The sequence below is a fragment of the Nocardiopsis changdeensis genome, from assembly GCF_018316655.1.
GTDB classification, from domain to species: Bacteria; Actinomycetota; Actinomycetes; order Streptosporangiales; family Streptosporangiaceae; genus Nocardiopsis; species Nocardiopsis changdeensis.
Genome location: NZ_CP074133.1, coordinates 1,614,595 through 1,641,281 on the forward strand (window position 1 = coordinate 1,614,595; position 26,687 = coordinate 1,641,281).

At 70.5% G+C, this 26,687-nt stretch carries 25 protein-coding genes; 20 read left to right on the top strand and 5 right to left on the bottom strand.

Going from position 1 to position 26,687, the window contains the following annotated elements:
• Positions 1-20 precede the first annotated feature (20 nt).
• From KGD84_RS07510 to KGD84_RS07530, 5 genes are all read right to left on the bottom strand, one after another.
• Positions 21-1,004 (bottom strand): hypothetical protein, encoded by a 984-nt coding sequence (locus tag KGD84_RS07510; RefSeq protein ID WP_220559540.1) that lies wholly within the window; start codon positions 1,002-1,004, stop codon positions 21-23.
• Positions 1,005-1,087: 83 nt separating this feature from the next.
• The gene (locus KGD84_RS07515) at positions 1,088-1,909 is read right to left on the bottom strand and encodes a hypothetical protein (RefSeq protein ID WP_220559541.1); all 822 of its coding nucleotides are present in this window, start codon (positions 1,907-1,909) and stop codon (positions 1,088-1,090) included.
• A complete protein-coding gene (gene folE, locus KGD84_RS07520) occupies positions 1,906-2,475 on the bottom strand; it encodes a GTP cyclohydrolase I (protein WP_255646378.1) in 570 nt (189 codons plus the stop codon). Before folE ends, KGD84_RS07515 begins: the two co-directional genes overlap by 4 nt.
• Positions 2,476-2,610: 135 nt before the next feature.
• Positions 2,611-3,351: a 7-carboxy-7-deazaguanine synthase QueE gene (locus KGD84_RS07525; protein ID WP_255646379.1), complete on the bottom strand. Its 741-nt coding sequence runs from the start codon at positions 3,349-3,351 to the stop codon at positions 2,611-2,613.
• Positions 3,348-3,755 (bottom strand): 6-pyruvoyl trahydropterin synthase family protein, encoded by a 408-nt coding sequence (locus KGD84_RS07530; RefSeq protein ID WP_220559543.1) that lies wholly within the window; start codon positions 3,753-3,755, stop codon positions 3,348-3,350. Before KGD84_RS07530 ends, KGD84_RS07525 begins: the two co-directional genes overlap by 4 nt.
• A gap of 629 nt (positions 3,756-4,384) precedes the next feature.
• On the opposite strand from KGD84_RS07530, the gene KGD84_RS07535 reads away from it, so the two are divergent.
• From KGD84_RS07535 to KGD84_RS07630, 20 genes are all read left to right on the top strand, one after another.
• Positions 4,385-5,221, top strand: coding sequence for a sigma-70 RNA polymerase sigma factor region 4 domain-containing protein (locus KGD84_RS07535; RefSeq protein WP_220559544.1), 837 nt, complete (start codon positions 4,385-4,387; stop codon positions 5,219-5,221).
• An 82-nt stretch (positions 5,222-5,303) separates the two neighbouring features.
• On the top strand, positions 5,304-5,708 hold the full coding sequence (locus KGD84_RS07540; RefSeq protein WP_255646380.1) for a pilin: 405 nt from the start codon (positions 5,304-5,306) through the stop codon (positions 5,706-5,708).
• Complete coding sequence (locus tag KGD84_RS07545) at positions 5,705-7,618, top strand: TrbL/VirB6 family protein (RefSeq protein WP_220559545.1); 1,914 nt, start codon at positions 5,705-5,707, stop codon at positions 7,616-7,618. Before KGD84_RS07540 ends, KGD84_RS07545 begins: the two co-directional genes overlap by 4 nt.
• 33 nt (positions 7,619-7,651) lie before the next feature.
• Entirely contained in the window at positions 7,652-8,611 is a 960-nt protein-coding gene (locus tag KGD84_RS07550; RefSeq protein WP_220559546.1) for a PrgI family protein, read from the top strand.
• 134 nt (positions 8,612-8,745) lie between these two features.
• Positions 8,746-10,443 carry a VirB4 family type IV secretion system protein gene (locus KGD84_RS07555; protein WP_255646381.1) on the top strand — a complete coding sequence of 566 codons (1,698 nt, stop codon included), beginning with the start codon at positions 8,746-8,748 and terminating at the stop codon, positions 10,441-10,443.
• Positions 10,443-12,794, top strand: coding sequence for a type IV secretory system conjugative DNA transfer family protein (locus KGD84_RS07560; protein WP_220559548.1), 2,352 nt, complete (start codon positions 10,443-10,445; stop codon positions 12,792-12,794). The genes KGD84_RS07555 and KGD84_RS07560 overlap by 1 nt, the downstream gene beginning before the upstream one ends.
• Entirely contained in the window at positions 12,787-13,632 is an 846-nt protein-coding gene (locus KGD84_RS07565) for a replication-relaxation family protein (RefSeq protein ID WP_220559549.1), read from the top strand. Before KGD84_RS07560 ends, KGD84_RS07565 begins: the two co-directional genes overlap by 8 nt.
• 104 nt (positions 13,633-13,736) lie before the next feature.
• The gene (locus KGD84_RS07570; RefSeq protein WP_255646382.1) at positions 13,737-14,699 is read left to right on the top strand and encodes a C40 family peptidase; all 963 of its coding nucleotides are present in this window, start codon (positions 13,737-13,739) and stop codon (positions 14,697-14,699) included.
• A 1,294-nt stretch (positions 14,700-15,993) separates the two neighbouring features.
• Positions 15,994-16,500 (top strand): hypothetical protein, encoded by a 507-nt coding sequence (locus tag KGD84_RS07575; protein ID WP_220559552.1) that lies wholly within the window; start codon positions 15,994-15,996, stop codon positions 16,498-16,500.
• Positions 16,494-17,321 (top strand): hypothetical protein, encoded by an 828-nt coding sequence (locus tag KGD84_RS07580; RefSeq protein WP_220559553.1) that lies wholly within the window; start codon positions 16,494-16,496, stop codon positions 17,319-17,321. Before KGD84_RS07575 ends, KGD84_RS07580 begins: the two co-directional genes overlap by 7 nt.
• 98 nt (positions 17,322-17,419) lie before the next feature.
• Entirely contained in the window at positions 17,420-18,112 is a 693-nt protein-coding gene (locus KGD84_RS07585) for an SAF domain-containing protein (protein ID WP_255646383.1), read from the top strand.
• The gene (locus tag KGD84_RS07590) at positions 18,109-18,987 is read left to right on the top strand and encodes a CpaE/TadZ family protein (RefSeq protein WP_220559554.1); all 879 of its coding nucleotides are present in this window, start codon (positions 18,109-18,111) and stop codon (positions 18,985-18,987) included. The genes KGD84_RS07585 and KGD84_RS07590 overlap by 4 nt, the downstream gene beginning before the upstream one ends.
• A complete protein-coding gene (locus KGD84_RS07595; RefSeq protein ID WP_220559555.1) occupies positions 18,984-20,300 on the top strand; it encodes a TadA family conjugal transfer-associated ATPase in 1,317 nt (438 codons plus the stop codon). Before KGD84_RS07590 ends, KGD84_RS07595 begins: the two co-directional genes overlap by 4 nt.
• The gene (locus KGD84_RS07600) at positions 20,300-21,196 is read left to right on the top strand and encodes a type II secretion system F family protein (protein WP_220559556.1); all 897 of its coding nucleotides are present in this window, start codon (positions 20,300-20,302) and stop codon (positions 21,194-21,196) included. Before KGD84_RS07595 ends, KGD84_RS07600 begins: the two co-directional genes overlap by 1 nt.
• Positions 21,193-22,068, top strand: coding sequence for a hypothetical protein (locus tag KGD84_RS07605; RefSeq protein ID WP_255646384.1), 876 nt, complete (start codon positions 21,193-21,195; stop codon positions 22,066-22,068). The genes KGD84_RS07600 and KGD84_RS07605 overlap by 4 nt, the downstream gene beginning before the upstream one ends.
• A 16-nt stretch (positions 22,069-22,084) precedes the next feature.
• Positions 22,085-22,291: a hypothetical protein gene (locus tag KGD84_RS07610; RefSeq protein ID WP_220565932.1), complete on the top strand. Its 207-nt coding sequence runs from the start codon at positions 22,085-22,087 to the stop codon at positions 22,289-22,291.
• Complete coding sequence (locus KGD84_RS07615; RefSeq protein WP_255646385.1) at positions 22,288-22,692, top strand: TadE/TadG family type IV pilus assembly protein; 405 nt, start codon at positions 22,288-22,290, stop codon at positions 22,690-22,692. Before KGD84_RS07610 ends, KGD84_RS07615 begins: the two co-directional genes overlap by 4 nt.
• Before the next feature lie 23 nt (positions 22,693-22,715).
• Complete coding sequence (locus KGD84_RS07620; RefSeq protein ID WP_255646386.1) at positions 22,716-23,129, top strand: TadE/TadG family type IV pilus assembly protein; 414 nt, start codon at positions 22,716-22,718, stop codon at positions 23,127-23,129.
• A complete protein-coding gene (locus tag KGD84_RS07625) occupies positions 23,126-23,551 on the top strand; it encodes a pilus assembly protein TadG-related protein (protein WP_220559557.1) in 426 nt (141 codons plus the stop codon). The genes KGD84_RS07620 and KGD84_RS07625 overlap by 4 nt, the downstream gene beginning before the upstream one ends.
• Before the next feature lie 59 nt (positions 23,552-23,610).
• Positions 23,611-26,145, top strand: a complete 2,535-nt coding sequence (locus KGD84_RS07630; protein ID WP_220559558.1) for an OmpA family protein — start codon at positions 23,611-23,613, stop codon at positions 26,143-26,145.
• The last annotated feature ends 542 nt before the right edge of the window (positions 26,146-26,687 follow it).

Below are 26,687 nucleotides of genomic sequence, written 5' to 3' on the forward strand. Positions count from 1 at the left end.
GCTTCCTTTTCCACGGTGGGTCAGGTCGGGTCTGAGGCCAGGCGCATCTCGATGATCCGGCGGATGCGCGTGACCAGGTCGGCGCGCTGCCGCAGGACCTGGAGCAGGCGCTCGTTGGACAGGTCCTCGGGGTAGCGGCGGGCCAGGTTGTTGGAGATCACGTGCAGGTACCCGAAGCCGATTCCGGCGGCGGCCGCCGCTTGGCCCATGGGGCCGATCTCCGGGTCGACGAACGCGTGCTGGGCGTTGGCGGACAGCCAGAGGTTTCCCTCCAGCAGGACCGAGGGGGAGGTGACGTGGACACCGGTGCGTACCTCCGGCTGACTGATTGCGGTGGGGCCGAAGAAGTCCCTCCACGTGACGGGGGTGCCCTCGACCAGGCTCACGGATCCCGTGGCCAGCGCCGTGTTGGGAACGACCGACGGGTCCAGCGCGCCGACCTTGCCCACATAGACGACGTCTCGGGCGCCCAGGGCCGCGAGCCGTGCGACCACACGGCCGGCGACGTCGCCCCAGATGCTGTGCAGGAAACCCAGGTACACGACGCGGCGGCCGTGAACGCTGGCGCTCTGCCAGGCGTATCCGTGCCCGTAGGTCCATCCGGTGCGGCCTGGGGCCAGGTGCTCCAGGCCCCATCCCACGACGACGAGGGCCCCGTCCACATCCAGGTCGACCCGGTCGACCGCGGATCGGCAGGTCGCCGGGTGCGGGAACGTGTAGGTGATGTGGTCGTGGCGGCGGTCCGCCATGGCCAGATAGGTGGCCAGGATCAACCCGTAGTGCTGGACGTAGTCGCGTCCGGGAAAGCATCGGATGACCAGGGAGTCCCCGTCGATCTGTGCGGTGGGGCGCTGCCAGTTGAAGAGCTTGTCGGACTTCTCGTTGGTGGAGACGACACAGTCGCGGTTGTAGCCGCCCACGACGTGGATGCTCTCCCAGTCGCGTTCCTGGACGAGGTGGTGGGTCTTGATCTGGAGGTAGCGCAGCAGGCTTGCCGCGCCCATTGTGTGCTCGTGGGGGTCGATGGGTGCCGCGGCTACTGGGGACTCGGTCGCTTCGCTGAGTGGAGTGCTCGGTACGGGGCTGATCATGCTGGTGCCTCCGGGATGCGCAGGGGGCAGTCGGCCGCGCGGCGCACAGCCGCGATGTTCGCCTTGATCAAGGGGAAGCGTTCCGGGGGGATGGTTCCCAGCTCCTCGACACGGGGGGTCTTGGGCTTGGAGTAGGGGCCCTCGGGCAGCATCGCGATTCCCATCGCTCCCAGGAGCACGGGAGCCGCGCCGTCGACCGAGGCGATCCAGTCGTGCTCGCGCTGCTCGACGAGCTCCAGGTGGCCGGTGCGGCCCAATCCGAGCAGCCGGTAGACGAGCCGGTGATTGACCAGCCCGTGCTTTTTCAGGTAGGCGGTTGCGGCGGTGCGGGTCGCGGACAACCGGTCGGGCGGTGCCGGGCGTCTGGAGGCGGGCAGGGCGATGGCGCCGGCGTAGTCGCAGGAGGCGAAGTGGTCGTAGCAGCGCAGCCACTGCTCATCGTCAGCGGCGTGCACGACCGCGCACAGTCGGAACTCGTCGCTCAGATCCTGGATGCGTGCGGCGGCTTCGTCACTGGCCTTGATGGTGGCGGGCCCGTCGCCCATCACGTCGGGCAGGATGATCTCCTCGGCGTGCACCGCTCGGGCCGCCCGCACCAGATCCTCCGCAGGCAGAGCCCTGCCCAGGTCGAACACGCCGTTGTCAACGATGATCGACGCGCCGCGTTCGGCCTCGCACTGGAAGAAGGCGCGGTAGGACGGGTCGTTCAGGACGCGCTGTGCCGCCACGTGGTGCACCGTCGCCGGGTCCTGGGCGACGAAGTCGGCGAGGTAGGCGGCCGGGGCGATCACCGACACGTTGATGCCTCCGCCGCTCACCTCGGCCTCCCGGAGCCGGTGGTCTGCGCGAAGGCCAGGAATTGCTGGGAGAGGACCGCGTCCTCGCGCAGGCGGCCGAAGGCCAGCACGGTGCTGGTGCTCGCCGATTCCATCCGCACACCGCGCATGCTCATGCACAGGTGCTCACCGCGCGCCGCTACGGCCACGTCCTCGTTCCCCGTCGCCTCCTGCACCTCTCGGGCGACCTGGCGGGTGAAGCGCTCCTGGAGCTGGAGCCGCCCCGCATGGCGGCGTGCGATCCGCGCGAACTTCGACAGTCCCAGCACCGAGTCGGCGGGGACGTAGCCGACCGTCAGCTCCAGCCGCATCGGCAGCAGGTGGTGCTCGCACAGTGACCACACCTCCATGCCGCTGACCACGACCAGTTGGTCGCTGAGCCGCGTCTCGCTGAAGCTGGTGGGCACCAGGGCCGCGGGCGGTTCCAGGAACTCCCGCCACCAGTTCGCCACGCGCCGCGGGGTCGCGAGCAGGCCCTCGCGCTCGGGGTCCTCGCCGAGAACGACGAGGAGTTCACGCACCAGCTCGGCCACACGGGCGGTGTCCACACCGTCCGCTGGCCGGTGAAGGAGCCGCCCGTCGGGCGCCTCGCTCTCATGTGTTTGAACGCCAGGTGGAGACACCGTGTTCGCCTCATTTCGGGGGTCAGGGGTCGGGGGTGATGCCGGTTCGACGGAGAAGGGTCAGCGCCCTCGCGCGTTCTCGAAGGCGAGGACGTGCAGGCGGGACGTGAGCCGCCAGCCGCGCGCGGCGACCACCGGCGCCAGGACACGGGTGGTACGCACCAGGTCGTCGGCGGTGGCGCCCTCGGGCATGACGTAGACGGGGCTCAGAGCGAACCGGCTGACGAGCTCGTCGACCTCCTCCAGTTCGTCCGCGGTTCGGGCCACCACCTTGAACACGGCCCGCCCGCTGGCCGAGAAGGCGTCGAGGACGGCGGGAACGATGCGCTTGGCCGCGTCGACACCGGAGGTGGCGAGCTTCGGGGAGACGTTGAAGCCCACGCCGTCGACCAGGAGTTCCTCCTGGGGTGCGATCGTGCCATTGGTCTCGACCTCCACGCGCTTTCCCGCCGCCAGCAGTCGGCGGACGAGCGGGATGAGGGCGCGCTGCTGGAGGAGCGGTTCTCCGCCCGTGACAACCACCAGGCCGACGTCGGTCCCGCACGCCCAGTCCGCCAGTTCGCCCACGTCGCGGCGGTGTGCCTCGCGAGCGGGGTCGTAGGTTGTCCAGTCCCAGGTGTACTTGGTGTCGCACCATGAGCAAGTCAGGTTGCAGCGCGACAGCCGGATGAACAGAGCCGGCACACCCAGACTCGGCCCTTCCCCCTGGAAGGTCGGCTCGACGTCGCCGAAGCACTCCGCGACGATCAACGACCTCCCGCCGCCGGACACGTGCCGGGTTCCGTTGCCGGCGGGGGTCACGTTCCCTCCACGTCGAATCGTGCCCAGCTGCGTGCGGTCTCGCTGACCTTCACCGCTTGGAGGCGTCCGGGGATGTGGGGCTCGACGTGGCCGATGAACCACTCTGCCAGGTACCGGGCCAGCAGTTCGGACGTTGGCTCGACGGGGAGCACCTCGTGCAGGTTCCGGTGGTCCAGCTCCTCGTCGAGGAATTCCTTGAACGGTGCCAGGTCCGCGAAGTCGGTGATGAAGCCCGGCGGGACCAGGCGGTCGGCGGTGAGGATCACCTCGACCTCGTAACTGTGGCCGTGCTGCCGTGAACACTTGTGCTCGACGGGGAGGCCGGGGAGACGGTGGCCGGCCTCGAAGGTGAACCGTCTGCCTATCGTGAGGGTGCCCTGGGGGTGGGAATCGGGGGCGTTCAATGCCTCTCCTCGCTTCACTGCTGAGAGAGCCGACCGCTGGCGGAACCGGGGGTTCGCGACAGCGAGCGTGGGGACTGCTCCTCACTCTGGCCCGGTCGAAGCCGCGTGGGATCCCCCGCGGGGGTACCCACCACGGGGGTGGGCCCCGGGCGCAGCGAGGCCCTCCGAGCCGCCGTGTCTCGGCTCGGCGCACAGGAATCCGCTTCGATAGATTCACCGCCGTATCGGTTTTCTGCTCTCTCATGCACTGCGAGTGAGTAGAGAATGAGCGCGTTACGAGTGTCCTGAGCCCATGCGGCGTCCGTGACTTATTCGACCCTTCTCGTTGCGTGTCGAAAAAAATCTTTCATGACCTGTCGGAGAGGGTTGGTGAGAGTCGTCTGGGAGGGTGATCGGAGGCTGCTCACCTTGTCATCCGTGCAGGTGGGTGCGAGTTCGTGTGAGGTTGATCGGACCGGGGGTTGCAGCGGAAGTCGCCTCCCGGGGTGCGAATCTTACTTTTTATTTAACGTGGTGAACTTCTTTTGAGTGCGGGGTGAGTTTTTAGCGAGAGTGCTTCGAGGGGGTGCCGAGAAAGGCGTTTGATTTGATTCGGGTGTCATTTCTCTCTGCGATCCGAGGGGGCACCCGTGGCCTTTGCGCCGTCACCGCTGGAAGTGGTCGAGACCCACTTCGTTCACCTGGCACCCGCCCACCTGACCCTGACCGGTTCCGCGGTCCACCTCTGGCTCCAGGAGCGGATCTATGCGCTGTACGAACTGCGCGACGTCCTCATGGACGTGGACACCCCGCATGAGGTGAAGGACGAGGTGCTGCGGTACACCATCCGGAGGGCCCGCCTGTCCCAGGACTGGATGGTCGGCGCCCTGGGGTTGTGCATGCCCGCGTTCCGGTCCACCGCACGGCGCACGTGCCGAGGGTTGTCATCGGACGGTGTGGACACGGTGGAGTCCGCCATCCTGAGCGAGGCCGTTCACCAGATCCGCACTATCAACACCGACTACGCCCGCCTGGCCTGGTACTTGACCCGGCCGGTTCACCGAACGGCCCTCTCAATGCGCAGGCGTGAGAAAGAGGCACCGCGGCCGGCCGGGGCGGCGAGCGAGCAGGAGGCCCCCGAGCCCGGTGTGCAGGGCAGCGCCGAACTGCTGCTGGTGGCCGCGATGCGGGTCGGGGTGCTCTTGCGTTCCGAGGCGAACCTGATCGCTCGGACCCGCTTGGAGAACATCCCCTTGGCCGAAGTGGCGGGTGAGTTGGGGGTGTCCTACCCGGCGGTGGCCAAGCGCCGTGAGCGCGCCGAAGCCCGGCTCGTGGCCGCTGTGCACGCGGGCGAGGTGGTGATCGCCGACGCCCTCATCCGCCCTGGGACTCGCCCCGCAGACGGCCCCGAACACCTTGGCCGGCTCCTGAACGCCAAGATTCCGGCGAAGTCGATGTCGTATCTGCCCCTGCCCCTGGCTTGTTAGGGGAGCGAATACGGGCACTGGGCCTCGGATGCGTCGTGTTGAGCGCCTGGTGCCCTGATCGGAATCAAGTGAGGGGGATCGGGTGAGGGCATCGGCGCAGGGCGGCTCTTCGCGGTGTGGCGTCCGCTGGCGGGCGGTGGTGCTGGCCGCCGCCGTGTCAGCGGTGTGGTGGGTGGCGGTGGGCGAGGACGCCTCGTGGGTGTGGGCGGAGACCCGGGAGGGCGCCGAGCAGGAGGCCTCGGCGCTGCTCCAGATCGTGGACCGGGTGCAGCTGATCCTCATCGTGCTCGGTACGGCCCTGGGCACGCTGTTCCTGACGATCGCCGGGGTGCGGTGGATGGTCGCGGGCGGGGAGCCGGGGTCGATCGATTCCGCCAAGCGGGCGCTGACCGGGACCGCCATCGGCTACGGCATCGCGGTCCTGGCCAGCACACTCATGCAGATCCTGGACTGGGTGCTCGCCGCACAGGCCGGGGGCGGCCAGTGACCCCGCCCCCGCCGGGTGGGCGGTCGCCCGCGGATCTGGAGATCAGCGACGACCCGTTGCCGCCGCCGTCCGACGATCCGCCCCCTGAACCCGAGCCCGAACCCGTACCCGGGGCCGGGTCGGAGGTGGATCCGGAGATCACCGATGACCCGCTGCCACCGCCGGAGGACCCCGAAGGGGGCGAGCCTCCGGTGGTGGAGCCGGAGCCGGTGGAGCTGGAGGTCGACGACAACGTCTTCGACTGCGACCTGATCGACGCCGGCTGCCACGTCTCGAACTGGTTCGCCGACTTCGCCGTCTCGGGCCTGAACCCCGCGCTGGGGTGGCTGGCATCCAAAGCGTTCTACACCCCCGTCCCCACCGAGGGAATGCAAGGGCTGCACGCCGGGATCCTGGGCGTGTCCAACACCCTGTTCGTGCTGTTGGTGGTGGCGGGCGGGCTGATCGCGATGGGCCACCAGAGCGTGCAGTCCCGGTACTCGGCCGCCGACATCCTGCCCCGCCTCGTGTGGGGGTTCGTCGCCGCGAACATCTCGCTGTGGGTCTCCACCGAGATGATCACCGTTTCGAACCAGGTCTCAGCGGCGATCGGCGCCCAGGCCATCGACCCCCGGGAGGCGGCGGAGAACTTCCGCGACCGGCTGGACGCGCTGGTCGCCGACGCCCTGATCTTCACCGTGCTGTTGGTGGTGGTCGTGGTGGTGCTGTTCGTGGTGTGGATGATCACCGAGGCGGTGCGCATCTGCATGGCCATCGTCCTGGTCATCGGCGCACCGATCCTGTTGATCTTCCACGCCCTGCCGCAGACCAACCGGATCGCGGAGATGTGGTGGCGGTGCATGGCGGGCCTGTGCGCCATCCCCGTCGGGCAGGCGATCGTGTTCATGTCCCTGGCGAAGCTGTTCTTCGAAGGGCAACTGACACTGGCGGACATCAGCCACACTCCCTCCGAGACCGGGGATGAGGTGGGCGACGGCGACTGGCTGATGCAGCTCATGCTGCTGCTGGTGCTGATCTACACCCAGATCAGGATCGGGTCGTGGGTGATGCGCCTGGTGTGGCAGCCCAACCCCGGTACCTCGCCCATCGCGAGCCTGTTGAAGAACATCGCGTGGATGCTCGCCTTCCGCAGTGTCAGCGGCCTGCGCCTACCGCGCACCGCGGGCTCCCTGTCCGGCCTGGGGGTGCGCTGGCCGGGGCGTTCACCGGTGCCGTCGGGCAGGCCGCTGCCGCGCTACACCCCGGCCCCGTCGAGTGGGTTGCAGCCGTTGCAGCCGCAGACCTGGTGGTACCGGCCCCGCCGTGACCCACCCGACCCGGCCGGGGCGCTCGGTGCGGGCCGCCCGGGGTTGCCCGGCTCCGGCGGGGCCACCGGCCCGTGGCCGGCCGGTCCGGGAGCACCTGGCGGGCCGGGCGGTGCCGGCACCCCCGGAGGCCCCGGCCGACCGCTCGCCCTTCCCGGCCCCCGCCCGTTGCCCTCACCCCATGCGGGGGCTCCGCGTGGCCTGCCCGGGGTTCCGCCGCGTCGTGCTTTGGAGGAGGGACGCATGCCCGGATCACCCGAGACGGGTCAGCAGGTGCTGTTCCCGCGCCCGGCCGCACCGGCGGTGCGGCCGCAACCGGCCCCGCCCACCGGGGCTCCGCGGCGGCGGTGGCGGCAGTTGGTGCTGCCCACGCCCCCGCCGGTGCGGGTGCCCGGCAGGCGCGCCTCTGAGCGCCTGGGGTGGGTGGGGCCCCGTCCCCGGGCGAGGGAGGGGCTGCGGCACCTGCCGTCGATGCCCGCCCTGACCTGGGACAAGAAACCGCAGGTGAAGGGACAGATCCCGCTGTTCTCCAGCCCCAGGCGGGTGTGGAAGCAGTACGGCCTCTTCCCGGTACCGAAGCCGGGAGCGGGACGGGACGACTCGTGACGACACCACCAGTGCAACGAAGGAGGAATGTTCGTGGCCTCGGATGAGGAAACGGGGTGGCGGGGCCGTATCCCCGCTGACATCGACCGGCCTGAACCCCTGGTGTTCGGGCTGACCGCGCGTCAGTGCCTGATGATCACTCCCGCATTGGCGGGGGCCTGGGGGACCTACCTGCTGCTGCGCGATCACCTCCCGTGGTGGGTGCTCACGGCGACGGTGGTCCCCGTTCTGGGGGTGGTCATCGCCCTGGCCCTGGGCGAGAAGGGCGGCCAAGGGCTGGAGAAGCTGGCCGTGCAGGCGGCGCGGTGGGTCGTCGCCCCCAAACACCTGGTCGCCGCACCGTCAGGGCAGGTCCCCGCCCGGCCGCGGTGGGCGCCCCGGACACGGCGCGCACCGCGGTTGGAGCCGTTGCGGTTGCCCGTCTCGGCGATCACCCCCGAGGGGGTGCTCGACCTGGGCGGGCGGTGCGCGGTGGTCATCGCCTGCACCACCCTCCCCTTCCAGCTCTCCTCTACGCGTGAGCGCGGCCAGGTGCTGGCGGCGTTCGCCGGGGTTCTGGACGCCCTCACCGCACCGGTCCAGATCCTGGTGCAGCGGCGCACCGCCGACCTGGGCCCGTTGGCCGAGATGATCCGCGCCAACACCGCCCACCTGCCGCATCCGGCTCTGGCCGACGCCGCCCACGGCCATGCCGACTTCCTGCACGAGATGGCCGCCACGCACGAGCTGTCCCACCAGCAGGTCCTGGTCGTGGTCACCGCCACCGGGTCCGCCCGACGCGCGGGGGCGGCCCTGGTGCGCGCGGCCCGGGACACCGCCGGGCGGCTCGCCGCGATCGGGGTGCGCACCCAGGTGCTGGACGGACACGACGCCGAGCAGGTGCTGCGCGCGTCGATGGCCTCCCCCGAAGCACCCCTGACCCACGACCCCGATACAGGCGATCCGTGGGCAGATCGGGTCGGCGACGCACACGAACAGGAGCAGGAGTGGTGATGGGTCTTCGTGAACTCTGGAAACGCTCAGACTCTCCTGAGCTGGGCGGCCCTGCCATCCATATCGGTTCCCGCCATCTGCGGGTGGGCGGCGGGGTGTGCCAGACCCTGGCGGTGATCGGCTACCCGCGAGAGGTGAGCGCTGGGTGGGCCGAACCCCTGCTCTCCTACCCCGGGCAGCTCGACATCGCCTTCCATCTGGACCCGGTACCGGCGCCGACCGCCGCCGTGCAGCTGCGCAGGCGCCGCGCCCGGTTGGAGTCGGCGCAGCGCACCGATCTGGTTCGCGGGCGGGTGGAGGACCCGCACCAGACGGCGGCGGCACTGGACGCCGCCGAGATCGCCGACCGCATCGCCACCGGCCAGGGCAGGTTGTTCCGGGTGGGGGTGTACATCACGGTGCACGCCCCCACCCTGGAGCTGCTGGACGGGCATCTCCAACAGGTGCGGGCCTTGTGCTCTTCCCTGCTCATGGACGTCACCCCCACCGTGTTCCGGACGCTGCAGGGGTGGATCTCCACGCTGCCGCTGGGCACCGACCCGGTGGGGACGGTCCGGTCGATGGACACCGACGCCGTCGCCGGCATGCTGCCGTTCTCCTCCCCGGAGCTGGTCGCGGACCTGAGCGAGACGACCGTGGTCTACGGCACCAACACGCACTCCTCCGGCCTGGTGGCCTGGGACCGGTTCTGCGCAGGGTTGGACAACCACAACAGCGTGATCCTCGCCCGCTCAGGGGCGGGCAAGTCCTACCTGGCCAAGCTGGAAGTGGTGAGGTCGTTGATGGTGGGGGTGGAGGTCACCGTCATCGACCCCGAGGGCGAGTACACGCGGCTGGCCGAGGCGGTCGGCGGCACCGTGCTGCGCCCCGGAGCCGCCGGGCAGCCGGGGCTGAACCCCTTCTCCCTTCCCGCGGCGGCGCAGGACGGGCAGGGGTTCACGCACCGGGCGTTGTTCCTGCACACGCTCATCGGCGCGATGGTCGGCGACCTCTCGACCACCGACAGGACGGTCCTGGACCGGGCCATCGTCACCGCCTACGCCCAGGCCGGGATCACCCGCGACCCGGCCACCTGGGACCGGCCCGCCCCCGTGCTCGCGGACCTGGCCGCGGTGGTGGAAGAGCTGGCCACCGCCCCGGACACCGAACAGGACCTCGCCCACGCGGCCCAGGGCCTGGCCGGGCGGTTGGAACCCTTCGCCCAGGGCTCCCACGCCGACCTGTTCACCGGCCCTTCTACCAGCGTGGTCGGCGGGCACCTGACCGTGGTGTCCCTGCGGGAGCTGCCCGACCAGGTGCGCCCGGTCGGGGTGCTGGTGGCATTGGATGCGATCTGGCGGCACGTCACCGCGGGCACCGAGGCCCGGCCACGCATAGTCGTGGTGGACGAGGCGTGGCTGCTGCTCCAGGACCCGGCGGCGGCCCGCTACCTGGCCCGGTTGGCCAAGGCGGGTCGCAAGCACTGGGTGGGGTTGACGGTGATCACCCAGGATGTCGGTGACGTGCTCGGCAGCGAGCTGGGCAAGGTCGTGATCGCCAACGCGGCCACCCAGGTTCTGTTGAAGCAGGCGCCGCAGACCCTGGACGCGGTCCAGGCCGCGTTCCGGCTCTCCGAGGGGGAGGCCCACCTGGTGGGCACCGCGCCGCGGGGCAGTGCGCTGCTGGTCGCCGGCCACCAACGCGTCGGGTTCCACCCGGTCGCCTCGGCCGAGGAACACCGGTTGATCACCTCCGACCCCGCCGAGCTGGCCGCCATGAGGGCGCAGAAGCACTCTGGCCCCCAGGACCATGGCCACTGCACGGACGGGTCCGAGGGCGGGGAGGTGGCGTGATGGTCGGTTTCCTGCTCAACGGAGGGTTCTTCCTCGTCCTCGGCATGATCCCGTTGGCCGGTGCGCTGGTGTGCGCGGTCGTGCTCGGAGCGCGCTTGGCCCGTCACCGTTATCTGTCCTGTCAGGCGCGGGTGGTGGAGATCCTGCCCCCGCCCGAGGCCACCATGGAGAACGCCACCGCGTTCTGGAACCACACCTTGGGGCTGCTGAAGCCCCGCTGGTCCCGATGGCTGCTCCAACCCCACCTCGCGATGGAGGTCATCGCCTCCGCCTCAGGGGTCAGATTCCAGGTGTGGGTCCCCGGGACCGTACCCTCGGGGACGGTCGAACGCGCCATCGCCTCGGCCTGGCCCGGAGCCACCACCTCCACCCGGCACCTTGCCCCCGGTGAGTCACCGCTTCCGGCCGGGGCCTACACCACGGGCGGTCACCTGCGCCTGGGCCGCGGGGAGGTGTTCCCGCTGCGGACCCGGTTCGACGACGACCCGGCCCGGCCCCTCCTGGGCGCGCTGGAGGACCTGGTCGAAGGCGAGCACGCCCTGGTCAGAGTCAGCGCTCGCCCTGCCACGGGGTGGCGGGCGGCCCGTGCGCGCCAAGCGGCGGCCCGCTTGCACGGCCACATCGGACCCGCTGCGGTCATGGTCGACGCCTTCGACCCCACCCGCCACGGTGCCACCCGCACCCGGACCCCGATCCTTCCCGGTATCGGGGACGACGTGCGGGCGATCCTGACGAAGGCGTCCTCGCCCCGGCTGGCGTGCGATGCCTCCTACATCCTCACCACCACCCATCCCGGGGAGGAAGCGAAAGAACGACTGCGAGGGCGGGCACACGGAGTGGCCTCGGCGTTCGCCGCCTTCACCTCCGGCACCAACCACCTGGACCGCCGCTTCATGATCGTCCCCGCCTGGTGGGCGGCCAACAGGTTCCTCGGGCACGGGTACTTGCTGTCCACCGGCGAACTGGCGGGGATCGCGCACCTGCCCACCGACACCACCGTCCCGGGCCTGACCCGCGCCGGAGCCCGACCGGCGGCACCCTCCCCGGCCGTTCCGCGCGGAGGTGAGAACACGCGGGTGATCGGCGACGCCGACGCGGGCACGCCCCGACCCATCGCGGTCGGGGTCGTCGAAGCGAGGCAGCACACGCACATCCTCGGCAAGACCGGCTCGGGCAAGTCGACCCTGCTCGCCAACCTCGTCCTCCAGGATGCCGAGGCGGGGCGGGCGGGGCTGGTGATCGATCCGCGCGGGGACCTGGTCACCGACATCATCGCCCGCCTGCCCGAGCACGCCGTGGACAAGGTGGTGCTGTTCGATCCCGACGACAACGAGCCGCCGCCCAGGTTGAACCTGCTCGAAGGCGGGGATGCGGACTTCGTCTCCGACACCGTCGTGGGCATCTTCCGCAGGATCTACGCCGAGTACTGGGGACCGCGGACCGACGACATCCTGCGCGCGGCGACGCTGACCCTCACCCGGGCGGACGACCCCGGGCTGACCCTGGGCGATGTCCCGCGCCTGCTCGCCAACGACGCTCTGCGCGAGTCGGTCATGGCCAGGGTCATCGCCCGCACCGGCCAGGACGAGGCCCTGGAGGACTTCTGGGGCTGGTATTCGGGCCTGACGGTCTCGGCGCGTTCGGCGGTGACGGGACCGGTGCTCAACAAGCTGCGGACGGCCCTACTACGCAAGTGGGTGCGCCAGGTGGTGGCCTCGGGGCCGTCCACGGTCGACCTGCCCACCCTGTTCGACAGCGGCCACCTGGTCCTGCTCAGGCTGCCGAAGGGGCGGTTGGGCGAGGATACCAGCTCGCTCATCGGCAGCTTCGCGCTCGCCGCCACCTGGCAGGCGGTGACCGCCCGGATCCACACGCCCGAGGCACAGCGCAAGGACCTGTGCGCGTACGTGGACGAGTGCCAGAACTTCCTCAACCTCCCGGGCTCGTTGGAGGACATGCTCGCCGAGGCACGCGGCTACCGGCTCGGGCTGACGCTCGCCCACCAAGAGCTCGGGCAGCTGCCTGCGGACCTGCGCAAGGCGGTGTCGGCGAACGCGCGCACGAAGGTCTACTTCTCCGCTTCCCCGGACGACGCCGCCAGCTTGCAGCAGCACACCCACCCCGTGCTGGGCGCCTACGACCTGACCCACCTGGGGGCCTACCAGGCAGCGGTGCGACCCCTGGTGGGGGCGAAGGAGCTGGGGGCGGCGACGGTGCGCACCCGCCCGCTCCCGCCCGGGGTGAAGGGCCGGGCGACCAAGGTCCGCAAGGCCGCACGGCGCCACGGAGCCGGGGCGAGCGGCACGGACACCACGTCACAGAAACCCGTTGAGGAGAGGCTGGATGACTGAACCCGGTCACACCCTGGAGTTCTTGTCGATGCGCCTGACCGAACGAGACATGGCCATCATCTGCGACGTCCACGACCACCAGACGCTCACCACGCACCAGATCGAGAGGATGTACTTCGCAGACGCGGACGAACGCCGGGCCCGCCGTCGCCTGCTGGTCCTGCACCGGCATGGAGTACTGGACCGGTTCCGCAAGTACTCGAAGCACGGCACGCTCCCCGATCACTGGGTCCTGGCTCCCCTCGGAGCGGAGCTGTTGGCTCTTCACCGCGACGTCCAGGTCTCGGAACTGGGATTCCGGAGGGACCAGGCGATGCGGTTGAGGTATTCGGCGCAGCTGGAACACATCCGCGGCCTCGCCGAGAGCTACGTCTGCTTCGTCGAAGCCGCCCGGGGCCCGGGAGAGCTGGTGCGCTGGTACGGCGAGCGGGAATGCGCGCGCCGGTGGGGAGCCCACATCCGGCCGGACGCCTACGTGCGGTGGCTCCAGGAGGAGCGTGCCCTGCACGCCTTCGTCGAGTACGACACCGGAACCGAATCCCTGGCCAGGCTCCGCTACAAGATGACGGGGTACGCGAACCTGGCACGGCACAGCACCCTGCCCTCGATCGTGCTGTTCGCGGTCCACTCCGAGCAGCGGGCCGAGCACCTGGAGGCGAAGCTGGCCGGTGACGTCACGGACATGGTCGCGGCCTATGTGACCACCCACGCGCGGCTCGCCGATCCAGGACCGGACCGGTCGGTGTGGCGGGCCGTGGGTTGTCGGGATACCGGCGACCGGTGGAGGCTGACGGACATCGCCCACCGCCACGACTTCTCCGGTCGGGGGGCGGGGTGATCCGTCACGCGGCCGGTTCGGCAGGGGCGGTCTTCTTGCTGATACCGGTGCTCATCGGCGCGATGGCCGATTCCGGAGGACATCTGGCATCGGTTCCACAGAGGGTGGACGGCATTCCCGACGTGGTGCTGTCGGCCTACGCCCGTGCGGCCGGGCACCTGGAGAAGGAGTACCCGGACTGTGAGGGGATGACGTGGCCCGTGCTCGCGGGCATCGGGAGGAGGGAGTCGAGCCATGCGGCCGGAAGCGAGATCTCCGCTTCGGGGCTGGCGCACCGGCCGCTGATCACCGGGCCCCGCCTGGACGGTTCAGGGGCCGGCGGCAACACCACCCCGCACCCCGACAGCGACGGTGGGAAGTGGGACCGGGACACCGGGTTCGACCGCGCGGTGGGGCCCATGCAGTTCCTCCCCACCACCTGGGCCTCCCACGGTCTCGATGCCTCCGGTGACGGTGTCGCGGACCCGCACAACATCTTTGACGCGGCGTGGAGCGCGGCGGTCTACCTGTGCGTGAGCCGCCCGGAAGCCGGTGCCGTGGATTTCACCGATGAGGACGACCTCGAATCGGCGCTGCTGCGCTACAACAGATCGGCCTCCTACGTGGAGGAGGTGCGCGGGTTCATCGACTCCTACGCCGAAGTCGCCGTCCAGACGGCCCCGGTTCCTGCGGTGGGTTTGGGGGCCGGGAGCCCGCAGGGGCGGGCGGCGGCACAGTGGGCCCTGGCCCAGGTCGGCAAGCCGTACCTGTGGGGTGGAACGGGGCCGGGCGCGTTCGACTGCTCGGGGCTGGTCATGCGGGCGTGGGAGACGGCAGGAGTGGGCATTCCGCGGGTAACCACCGACCAGGTCAATGCCGGAACCCGTATAGGGCTAGGTGAGCTCCAGCCGGGGGACCTGTTGTTCTACGACACCGGAGCGCCCGGCGGCTCGCCCTCGCACGTCACCATGTACGTCGGCGACGGGCAGATGGTCAACTCGCCCAGGACCGGCCAGCTGATCCGCGTCGAACCGGTGAACGGCGCCTACTACAGCAGCGTTTTCGTGGCGGCCGTCAGGCCGGGCTGACGGGCCCACAGCGCCCTGGAGGCGCGGACGGCCGATCCAGGGCCGTCCGCGCCCACGGGGCCGACTGGCGGCCCCCTGGGGCGCCGTCGCGTGATGCCCCCTCTTTTTCAAGCGTAATGACTTTTCCGAACCATTCCGGTTGAAACTTCTCGCGAGTATGGGGAAACATCGTCGCTGTTCAGCCCGGGTGAACGCGGCCGTTCTTATGGAAACGGCTTATTTCTTATGTCTGAAATGGGGGATTTTGTCATGCCCGAGTGTGCCCTGAGAAAAACGTATCTCGCCCAGCTCTGTGCCGGTTCCGCTGCCGCGTAGCAGGGCCGGTGCCACCGTGTCCGGCGGGGTGAGGAAGCGCAGCTTCGCAGGGCGGCCGACCTTCGGGGCCATTGACACCCGCCCCGCCCGGAGCACGGAAACGAAAGCCGAAAAGAACGCAGAAGAGAAGGCGCCCCGGACGGTGATGGCGCACCGGCCGAGGCGTGATCCCCCACCTGAGAACACCAGGAGAGAAGATCCATGGGACATGCTACGGGTCGGCACCGCAGGCGCCGGCGAAGGTGGGCCGACCGCATGCGGCGGGCTGCGAGTGCGGTTCTCGCCGCGATCGTCGGAGCGGGGCCGGCGCCCTCCCGGCGCCCGGTGCCCTCGGAAGGGCCGACTCCGGCTTCGAGTCCGGAACCTACGGGCGCAACGGGCACACGTTCGGATCGTGAGCCGGAGTGGGTACGGCGCTATGACGAGGCGAGGCGCTCCCACACGGATCGGTCGCGCACCCTTTTCACCGAGGGCAACGAGAGGAACGCGGCAGATGCCCCGGTGCGGTTGCCGGAAACGGGCTGGTGCGTGGACGAGGACGGGGTACGGGCGGTGCGCCCCTACCTGATCGCGCATGAACAGAGCCAGCGGGCCGAACGGCACTATGCAGGGCCGCGCACTCCTTATCGCGGGAGGTCCGTGTTGAACGCTCCCGCCGAGGGGGCCGGCTCGGAGACCTCTGGCGAGTGGGCTGAGCTGGCCGGGCTGATCCGCCGATGGGACGCGCTACGGGTGTCCGCGGTCTGATCCCGGCGGTGATTTCGGGGCTGTCTCCCTGCGGGGCAGCCCCTTCGTCTTTGCTCGTGCTCGGTGTTTGCGCAGGTAGAGCGTGCGACATCGAATCCTCGTGGTTCTCTTCACAGTTTTGGTCACCGTGGGTGTTCAAGAAACGGTTGTGAGGTGACTCTGAGTGTGGTTACTGTCACTCATCGAAAGCGCGGCGTCAGGGCCGCGCCCGGTGAGGAATCGGCGGTGGGTCATGCGTGTGCCTGCGACGGGTTGGGCGGCGGTGGCGGCGGTCACGCTGATGGGGTGCGCGGCACAGGAGAGCGACCCCGTCGGCGAGCCGGCGAGCACGCCCCCGGCCCTCGCGGCGCCCGCCGAACCGACCGCGGAGGAGCTGGCGCTGGACGCCTACCGCGGCATGTGGGACGTGGTGGTCGAAGGCTCCCATGAAGGAACCGTCGGCCACCCGGACCTGGAGCAGTACGCCTCGGGCCAGGCGCTCGACTTCACTTCGGACATGCTGCGCGGTGTGGTGGCCACGGGGGAACCCGTGATGAGTCCCGAGGTGGTCGGCACCGACCGCTCCGGGTCTTCAGGGACCGTGTCCGTCAAGGACTGCATCGACGATTCGGGATGGCTCATAGCCGACACCGCGGCCGACGGGCCGAGCGGTTCACGACTGGTGACGGCCACGGTCGTCTCCACCGATGGCCGGTGGCTCGTGGACGACCTGTGGATGGAGGACTACGGGTCATGCTGACACGGGTCACCTCCTGGAACCTGGTCTTCTGCACCGCAACGGCCGCCGTGGTCGTCGCGCTGCCCCAGCAGGCGGCGGCCGACGGCTTCTTCGCCGACAGCGTGTGCTCGGACGGAGGGTGCCACGTCACGGCCCGCACGCCCGGCCTCGGCCCGGCGGTTGCCGACAGCCCCGTAGGAGGGGGTGGCGGCGGTGAGGGAAAACAGAGCGGGCCTGCCTGTGTGATGCCGGATACGGAGTTCGCGCAGTCCGGAACCGAAGGGCCGCTGGAGGCGCCTCCGAGCATGGCCCGGTGCGAGAGCACGGGCGGCACCGTGCGGGTGCCGGTGTTCGACCCCGCCGTGCTGGCCGAACAGGCGCGGGCGGTCATGCGCCTGCCCGAGCCCGATATCGGAGTCACACCCACCCCGGACAAGCTCCGGTTCGTGAACATCCCCCAGTGGATGTGGTTGGCCGAAGCGGACTGGGCGCCGGTGTCGGCGACGGCGTCGGTGAGCGCCGGGTCGGTGACGGTCCTCGCGACCCCGCAGCGGGTGGTGTGGGACACCGGGGACGGACACGAGGTGGTGTGCACCGGGCCCGGCACCGTCTTCTCCCGGACCGCCTATCGGCAGACGGGCTCACCGGACTGCGGGCACACCTACACGGCGCTGCCCCCGGGCGGCGCCGGGGCGAGGGTGGACCTGGCCGCGGCGTGGGAGTGGGAGGTGTCGTGGTCGGCCAGTGACGGCCGGAGCGGGGAGCTGGAGGCACTGACGACCACGGCGGTGGTCGCTGTGCCGGTGAGCGAGATCCACGCGGTGGTCACCGACAACCGCTGAAGGCAGCGGACAGAGACGTTGATCAAGAAGGGGGAGGGATGGTAGCGCTCGCGAATCCCAAGTATGCCAATCGGAAAGCCAGGGAAAACCCGGACGGGGTGGAAGGGGAGTGGGAGTCGGTCCGGCTGGCGGCGGTCTCGCGCCGCCGGTGGAAGTGGGGGCTGCTGGCCGGATCCCTGATCTTCTCGGGCGGCTTCGCCGGAGCTTGGGCGGGACTCGCCTCGGAGGACACCCACATGGTCGCGGTGCTCGCGGCCGACCTTCCGGCCGGTCACGTGCTCACCGCCCAGGACGTGTCCCAGGTCGAAGCGGAGGGGATCGAAGGACTTCACCTGCTGGCACCGGATGCCGTGGAGGGGATGGCACTGAGCAGGCCGATGACCGCGGGTTCCCCTCTGGTGGCGGGCTCGGTCGCCGATTCCGGGCTGTGGCCCGAGCCGGGCACCGCCCTGCTCGCGGTGCCCGTGGCCACGGTGCCCCAGGACATGGAACCGGGGGCACGAGTCGACCTGATCGCCACCCGCCTGGCACCGGACGAAGCCGTGCAGGACGCAGGATCCGAGGAGGACGGCTCGGGCGGTGCGCCCGGGGTCGTGACGGGCCTAGTGCACCGTGTGGTCTCCGGTAGCGAAGACGGGTTCAGCGGTGACCGCCAGGTGGTGGAGGTGGTCCTGCCCCGGGACCGGGCCGCACGTTTCTCCCAGGCTGCGGCCGGGGGAGACGTGCAGGTCGCGGTGGTCGACCCGCGTGAGGAAACCCGAACGGGTGAGGCGGGGGAGGAGAGCGAATGATCGTGGCGGTGTGCTCACTGAGCGGGGCTCCGGGTGTGACGAGCCTGGCCACGGCGGTCGCCGCGTGCTGGCCCTCCACCCCGTTGACGGTGCCGGTGCTGGTGGAGGCAGACGCCTCCGGCGGAGATGTGGCCTCCTGGTACGGCATCGATCTCGGCCGGGAGCAGAAGGGGCTGGTGCCGCTGGCCGCCGCCTCCCGCGTCCCGGTGCCGGTGTCGGCCGGTGCCTGGGCGGAGGCCGGGGTGGTCAACGCGGTCGCGGCGGGTTCGCCGGTGCTGGACCACGCGGTGGAGCTGCCCGGCGGCCTGCGGGTGGTGGCCGCTCCGGCCGACCCGCTGGAGGCGGGCCGCGCTGTGGCCGCGCTCGCCCACAACCCGGCCCTGCTGCGGGCCGGGCGGGTGACCGTGCTCGATGTGGGGCGGGCGGTACCAGGGTCCGCGGGGGCGTCCCTGGTCCGCTGCGCGGACATCGTCGTGGTCCTGGCCGACCCGGGCGATGTGGGGCACGCGAACCGGTTGAGGGTGTGCGCTCCGGTCCTGGCCTCGCTGAAGGAGGACGGGGTGCGGGTCGGGCTGGCCGTGGCCGGCACCTGCCCGCATCCCGACCAGGAGGTGTCCCGGCTGTTCGGACTGCCGGTGTGGGCGTGCATCCCGCACGACCCCGCCGGGGCGGCACTGGTCCGCGGCGAGCACCGACCGCCCACGCGGTTGCGGGACCGCTGGGCCGCGTGGCGGTCCCAGCGCCGCGACCCCGACGGTATGGAGTGGATGCCGTTGGTCAAAACCGCCAAATCCCTGGCGGAGCTCTGCGACGACTTCTCCGGCCTCGGCCTGGACGGCCAGGGGCAGAACACGACGGCGGTGAGTGCGGCATGACAGCGACGAACGACGTTCCACGACTGGCACCGACCTTCCAGGACGGCCCGGACGAGGCCGCCCTTCGAACCACCGCGGTGGCGCTGGCCGGCCGCATCACCGAACAGCTCATCACCGACCACGACAGGGCTGCGGACCCCGAGTCCGTGGGCCGACTCGTCGACGCCCTGCTGGAGGAACGGGCCCGCACCGCTCTGATCCGGGGAGGCGTCGAGTTCACGGCCGCGGACGAGGCCCGGCTGCGCCGCGTGGTCCTGGACCACGTCCTGGGCCTGGGGCCGCTGGAGGAGCTGCTCGCCGAACCGGAGGTGCAGAACATCCACATCACCGGAAACGACCCGGTGACCGTGGACCTCGGCGGGGGACACCGGGAACCCCGCCCGGCCGTGGTGGACACCGACGCCGCCCTCGTCTCCCTGGTGCAGCGGATCGCGGCACGCGCTCCCGGCGGGGAACGGCGCTTCGACACCGCTGCGCCGATCCTGTCCATGGAGCTGAAGGACGGTTCCCGGCTGTCGGCGGTGATGCCCGGCATTGCGGCCCGACCGACCGTGACGATCCGTCGTCACCCCGCCCGGTACCTGAGGCTGGGGGACCTGGCCCGGGCGGGGATGGTCGACCAGGCCGCACGTGACCTGCTGGTCGCGGCGGTCAGGGCTCGGATGAACCTCCTCATCAGCGGGGCCACGAACGCGGGTAAGACCACCCTGCTGCGTGCACTGGCGGGCACGGTCGAGGGCGAGCGGATCATCACCGTGGAGGATGCACTCGAACTCGGACTGCACCGTCACCTGACGGACGTCAACGTCGTGGCGCTACAGGGGCGGCCCGCGAACATCGAAGGCCTCGGCGAGGTCACCCTGGCCGAGCTGGTGCGGGCCGCGCTGCGGATGTGCCCGGACCGGGTGATCGTCGGGGAGACCCGGGGGCCGGAGACCATCGCACTGCTCAACGCGATGAGCATGGGCACGGACGGGTCGATGTCCACGGTCCACGCGTCCAGCTCGCAGCAGGTGTTCGCCAAGCTGGCAGCGTACTGCGCCCAGGCCCCGGAGCGGATGACCCCTTCGGCGACGGCAGCGCTGGTGGGCGCGGCGGTGCACCTGGTCGTCCACATCGATGTGGCCCCGGACGGGGACCGGGTGGTCACCAGCGTCCGCCAGGTCGTGGGCTCCCAGGGCGAACAGGTCGTCTCGGACGAGCTGTACACCCGGGAAGCCGACGAGCCCACCGGGGAGATGGTGTGCCCGCCGAGCGGGCAGGTCGGTCGGCACCTGGCCAGGGTCGGATACCCGATGCGGAGGTGGGCGTGATGGCGCCGTGGTGGGACTGGACGGTGGGCGCCCTCGTCCTTGGAGGTGTGCTGGCCGGTGCGGGCATCGCCTGCGCCGCCTACACGCTGAGCCTCTTCCCCGGGCGCGTGCCCTCTACGGGACCGGGACGGTGGGTCAAGCTCCCGAGCCGACGCGGCACGTGGACGCGTGCGGCCTGCGCCGCCGCAGCGGGGACGGTGACCGGCCTGGTGACGGGATGGCCGGTCGGAGCCGTGCTCGCCGCCGCCGCAGGGTGGTGGATGCCCGCCCTGCTCGGCCCCGACACCACGACCCGGGCACAGGCCGACCTCGGCGAGGCCCTGGCCTCCTGGGCCGAACAACTGCGCGACATGCTCACCGGGGCCTCGGGACTGCACCAGGCCGTCACGGCCACGGTGCCCGTCGCCCCGGATCCGGTCCGCGACCAGGTCCGGGCGCTTGATGCCCGGCTGCGTGCCGGACAGTCCATGGAGCGGGCGGCGGCGGTGTTCGCCCGCGAGGTCGACTCCGACCTGGGCGACCTGATCGCGGTCGCCTTGACGATGGGAGCGTCCCACCAGAGCGGCGATCTCGGCGGAGCCCTGTCGCGGTTGGCGGAGGCCGCGCGTGAGAGGGCGACCACGGTGGCCCGGGTGTCGGCGTCCCGAGCGCAGGTGCGCTCCTCGATACGGATCATCGCCGCCGCCACCGCCTTCATGCTCCTGGGCATGACGGTGTTCAACCCGTCGTTCCTGGCTCCGCTGGGAACGGTCTCCGGCCAACTCGTGCTCGCTCTGACCGGCGGGCTGTGGGCGGCCTCGTTCTTCTGGCTCGCACGCCTTGCCTCACCGCCCGGGCAGGCGCGCCCCTTCACCCTCACGGCGGTCCCGACGGCCGGGGCGGGTGGTGCGGGGTGAGCGCGGCCGTGCTGTCCATGGCCGGGGCGATGATGGGCGCGGGGGTCTGCGCCGCCGCGTACGCGATGCGCCGACCGACCCTGATCGAGCGCCTGACACCCCGTCCTGCTCCCGCGCCGCGAACCCCCTCGGAGAAGGGGTGGGCCCGACGACTGGGACACCGCGCGGGCCGCCTCCTGGCCCGCACCGGTATCCCGGGGCCGGCCATGGTGCGGACACTCGCGGCATCGGGTACCTCTGTGGAGTCCTACCGGGCGGAGAAGGCCGCCGCCGCTGGAGTCGGCATCGTGACGGCAGCGGCGCTGGCCGTTGTGGGCGCCATGATCTCGCCGCACCCCGCGATGGTGTGGCTGCTTGCTGTGCTGGTCGCGGGGGCGGGGTTCTGCGCCCCGGACCTGGCGGCGCACAGTGCCGCGGCCGAACACCGTGGCGAGCTCCGCGCGACCGCGTCAGTGCTGGCGGACCTGGTCGTGATGGGCCTGGCCGCGGGTGCCGGTACCACCGGAGCGGTCACCACCGCCCTCCAGTACGGGAACGGGCGCGCCCCTGAGCGGATCCGCAGGGCCGTGCGCGCGGCAACGCTGCGCCACCGGCCCGCCTGGGAAGGACTGGAGACCCTCGCCCGGGAAACAGGGGTGCGCGAGCTCGCGGAGCTGGCCGCGTCCCTGCACCTGGGCGGCACCTGCGGAGCGCACACCCGCACCTCCCTGACGGCGAAGGCGACATCGCTGCGCGCTCGCCGCCTGGCGGAGACCGAAGCGGCCGCGAACGCGGCCACCGAACGCATGACCCTGCCCACCATGGGCCTGGTCGCCGGGTTCCTGACACTGATCAGCTACGCCGCCCTCACCCACGTGACGGCCGGCTTCTAGACAGGGAGAGGTCCCAGTGAGGGATGTCCTTCAACGTGCCCAGAGCCGTGCACGCACCCGGCTGACACCGCAACGCCGTGTCACCTCCGACGCGGGGGCGGCGACGACCGAGTGGATCCTGGTGATCGTGGTGTCCATCGCGATCGCCACTGTCGTCGGCGGCATCCTGGTCGGGGAGTTCACCACGGCGGCCGAATCCATCGACCTGGGCGTGAACCGGTGAACACACGGTCCCGGTGCCGCAGCGGCCGCAGCCGGAGGAGCGACGACGACCGGGGCAGCGCGGAGCCGCTTTTCGTCCTGCCGATCGTGTTCGTGATGGTGCTGGCCGTCGCACAGGCGGGGGTGTGGGCGCACGCCCAACACCGGACCCAGGCGATCGCCTCCCAGACCCTGGCCTCCGCCCGCGCCTTCGACGGCTCGGCGGAGGCGGCCCGGGAGCGGGCCGGGCAGGCGCGGGAGCAGCTGGGAGGAGGCGTGCTCCACCGGGTGGAGGTCGAGGTCGACCGCACCGCGGACCTGGCGCGGGTGCGGGTGGCGGCCCGGACGGTCGGCCTGGTACCGGGGGCGGGGGTGCCGGTCTCGGCGGAGATGTCCGGACCGGTCGAACGCCTCGCACCATGAACCTCTGCGTGAGGAGCGGGTGTGTGCGGCGGCGCGGACGTGACGACGGGAGCGCCTCCGTGGAGCTGATGCTCCTCGTTCCCGTGCTCCTGCTGGCCCTGATGCTGATGGTCGTGGCCGGACGGCAGGTCTCGGCCGCCCTGGTCACCCAGGACGCGGCCGCGGCGGCGGCCCGGTCCGCCTCCCTGCAACGCGACATGACCTCCGCCCACGCCCAGGCCCATGACACTGCTCTGGGGGAGCTGGCCGACCGGGGCGTGGTCTGCGACCCCTTCACTGCCTCCGTGGACACCTCCCGTTTCGAGGCGGGAGGGACGGTGCGGGTGGAGGTGGCCTGCACGGTCAGCGCCGTGGACCTGGGCGGCTTCGGCGGCCAGCGCACGCTGCGCTCCTCCGCCGAGTCCCCGATCGACCCCTACCGAGGGAGGACGCCATGAGCCGGGTGACCCGAGTCCCGGGGCGCAACCTGCGCTGGTCCGGAGACCGGGGGAACGCGTCGGTGTTCCTCATCATGCTCATGCCGGTCGTGATGGCCGTGTTCGCGCTGGTGTGGGAGGCCGGGCAGATGCTCCTCGCCAAGACCGAACTGCTGACGGCCGCGCACGAGGCCGCCCGGGCGGGCGCCCAACAGATCGACCAGAACGAGACACTCCGCACAGGAACCCCGGTGCTGGCCCCGCACGATGCCCGCCGGGCCGCCATCGACCACCTCCGGTCTCCGGACACCACGGTGCGGGTGGAGGTCGGCGAGGACCGGGTCACGGTTCTGGCCCACACCACCTACACCCCCGTTCTGCTGCCGATAGGCGTCCGCGAGATCGAGGCGGAGGCGACCGCGACCGCGCTGCCCCCGCGGTAGTGACGCGGGACTCGCATGGTCCCAGCATCAAGGCCGGAAGAGAACCGAAGGGAAGAGGTATGACGCGAAGCCCGTGGTCAGTGGCGGGTGAAGCACTTTTCACGGTGGTCATGCTGGTGGGCCCGCCCTTCCTGGCGACCCGGATGGAGTGGCCGCTGGGGGAGGACACCACCTGGGTCTGGCTCCTCCAGTACCTGCGCGGGGGGACCGTGCCCAGCGCGGCCGTGATCGCCGCATCGATGGTCGGCCTCTGGGGAGTATGGACGTTCCACCTGGTGATCGTCGCCCTGGACATCGTCGCCGTGGTGCGCGGCGTCGTGCCGCGGATAGGGCTGGTCCGACTTGTGTGGGTGCTGGTGGCCGGAGGTGCCACCGCGACCACCACCCACACCGCGGCTCTGGCCGCGCACACGGACACGGTGGCCGAAGCACCGGTCACACCCACCACCGATCCCGTTCAGCAGCCTCGGAACGCGGGTGAGGAACAGGTGGAGAAACGGGGAGCGATCGACCGCACCCGCACCCTGGCGGGATTCGGGTTCGACTCGGTCGACCTCACACCGGCCATGGCCGACTCCCTGGAACCGACCATCGGCATGATCGCCGACTTCGGACACCCGGACGAGCCGGTGGTGGTGACCGGGCACACCGACCCGATCGGCGACCCCCGTTACAACCAGGCACTGTCCGAGCAGCGTGCCCAAGTCGTTGCTGACCACCTGGCCGAGCACCTGGACGCCGAGATCCGGATTGAAGTCCGGGGCAGCGGAGCAGCCCAGGCCCCATCGGACCCGGGTGCCTCGTACGGCGAGTACCGACGGGTCGAGATCTCCTACACCGTCCAACGCCCCACCCCCGAACCCGCACCGCCCGTGGAATCCGTTCCTGGGGCTCCCGCAGAGGCGGCCCCTGTTCAGGAACGGGTGGAGCCGGACATCTCCGCCACGGGCCACCGGTTCGCAGGGCAGGACGTGGTCCTGGTCGGTGCCGTATCAGGGGCGGCCGGCCTGGGGGTCGGTTACGCGGTCGGGAGGAGGAGGGGAGCGTCCGCTCCCGGAAAACCGGAGGCGGACGACGGGCGGTCAACCGGCCACGAAGCCCCGGTGGCGGACCCCGCCACCGGTGACACCTCTTTGCCTTTGAGCCAGGGCGGTTCGGCGCCCCGGGACGAGGCCGGGCCTGCTCGCGGTGTCATCCAAAAAGACGGCCATATGCTCTTCTCTGACACGGTCAGGGTGAGCGGTGCCGGAGGCCTCGCGTTCACCGGAACCCACGCGGCGCGAGTACTCGCGGCCACGGTCACCGCCCACGCCCCGGGCCCGGTGGTGCTCACCAGAGCGGTCGCCGCGGCCTTCACAGCGGACGGCGCACCACTGGAGGGGGCGCGGATCGTCCCCGATCTGCACCATGCACAACTCGCCGTCGAGACGGAGCTGCTGTCCCTCGCCCGGCTCCTGGACGAGGACGATGATGATCCTGCTGAACCCGCGGTCCCCGCCCGGCCCGTCCTGGTGGCGGTCGAAGCAGACGACCTCGCTGCGGCCCGGGGCCTGCCCGCGGAGCTGGCCACTGCTGCCGGGGTGGTGGCCTGCGTACTCGGCGACACCGACCGCACCGGATCCGTACTGGACTGCGAAGACGCCCACCAGGTGCGGGTCCGCACCCGTAACGGGGAGGCGACGCACGACGGCGCCCTGCGGCACGTGAGTCCACCGCCAGGTGGGGAAGCCGACGACGATCAGCTCCCGGGCACTCCGGAACCCGCTCCTGACCGGGCCGGGGACGGGCCGAACCGGGCCGGAGAGGGACAGCCCGACGCTGCTGCGGTCCCGGGGAGGGAACCGCATGAGGCCGACTCGCAGGCCAGGGTGCGGGTCCAGTTGTTCGCGCCACAGGTGATGTGCGAGGTGAACGGCCGCGATGTCCTCCAGGGAACGCGCAGCAGCACCTACACCCTGCTCGCCGTTCTGGCCCTTGCTCCGGTGTCAGGGGTCTCCCGCCAGGAGCTGACACAGGTCCTGGCACCCGAGATGCCCGAGGAACAGGCCCGCCGGTTTCGGTCCAATGCGATCTCGGCTTTGCGCAGGGCTGTCCGCGACGCATTGGAGCTGGGACCGGAGACGCCGGTCGTCGAGAACGAGAAAGGAAGGCTCCGACTCCAGCAGGAGTACTTCGACATCGACGTCCGTGAATTCATCAGCCTTCACGACGAGGTGAGAAGCTCGGATGATTCAGACGAAGAAGATCGGTTGTGGAAGTTGGTTGACCTCTACCGAACCGATCTCCTTGTAGATGTCCAGGACGAATGGTTCTTCGAGCGCCGGCGCGAGTTCCAGGAGATTATCGCCGATGTGTATGTGAGGCTGCTGGACTACGTCGAAAACGAAGAAGAGCGTATACGCCTCATCGACTCCGCATTGGAGATGGACAGCTTGAATGAAGTTCTTCACCGGGAGAAAATGAAGAACTATGCCTCCCTGGGGAGGAAGGACGCTGTTCATCGGTGCTTCCGGATGTTGGAGAGCGAACTCCGCCGGTGTGGCGCCAAGCCTGACCCGGAAACCCGGTCCCTCTTTGAAAGCCTCGTCCGCTAGCACTCCCGAGCCAGGTTCGGTGCGAGCTGGGTGCCTGGGCAGGCGAGTGCCTGCCTGAGAATCCCGTGGGCCGCGCGAGGGCCGATCGCCCCGCCGATAGCTCCGCCGATTGGAGGGCCGATCCTTGGGCCGATAACTCCGCCGATCGGTGGGCCGCCTTGGGCGGCCCACCCTGGAGGCGTTATCAGTGCAGGTCAAAGCCCGCTTAGGTGGGCCGATAGAAATCCAGACTTATACCCAGTGGGTAGTCATCCTCACGTAGGGGCGGGGCCGTCCCTCCGGCTTCGGCGGCCGGACGGCTCCCGTCCGCCCTGATGCTCGGAACTGTCTACCCCTCCCTCGCTTCCCCCTATCCTCACCCCAATCCCCGTTTTTATTTCAGCTTCTCTCTTCATGGAAAAAGCATTTCATGGGTGCTTTGATCGCCCAGATGCTCACTTTTCATGAAAAACATGATCAGCCAAAAGGTCAACGAAGGCGAAGTTCTCTCGCCTCGCGCGCGTGCGCGGTTCCTTCCTCTGGCGTGCGGGCGGGAAAGATTC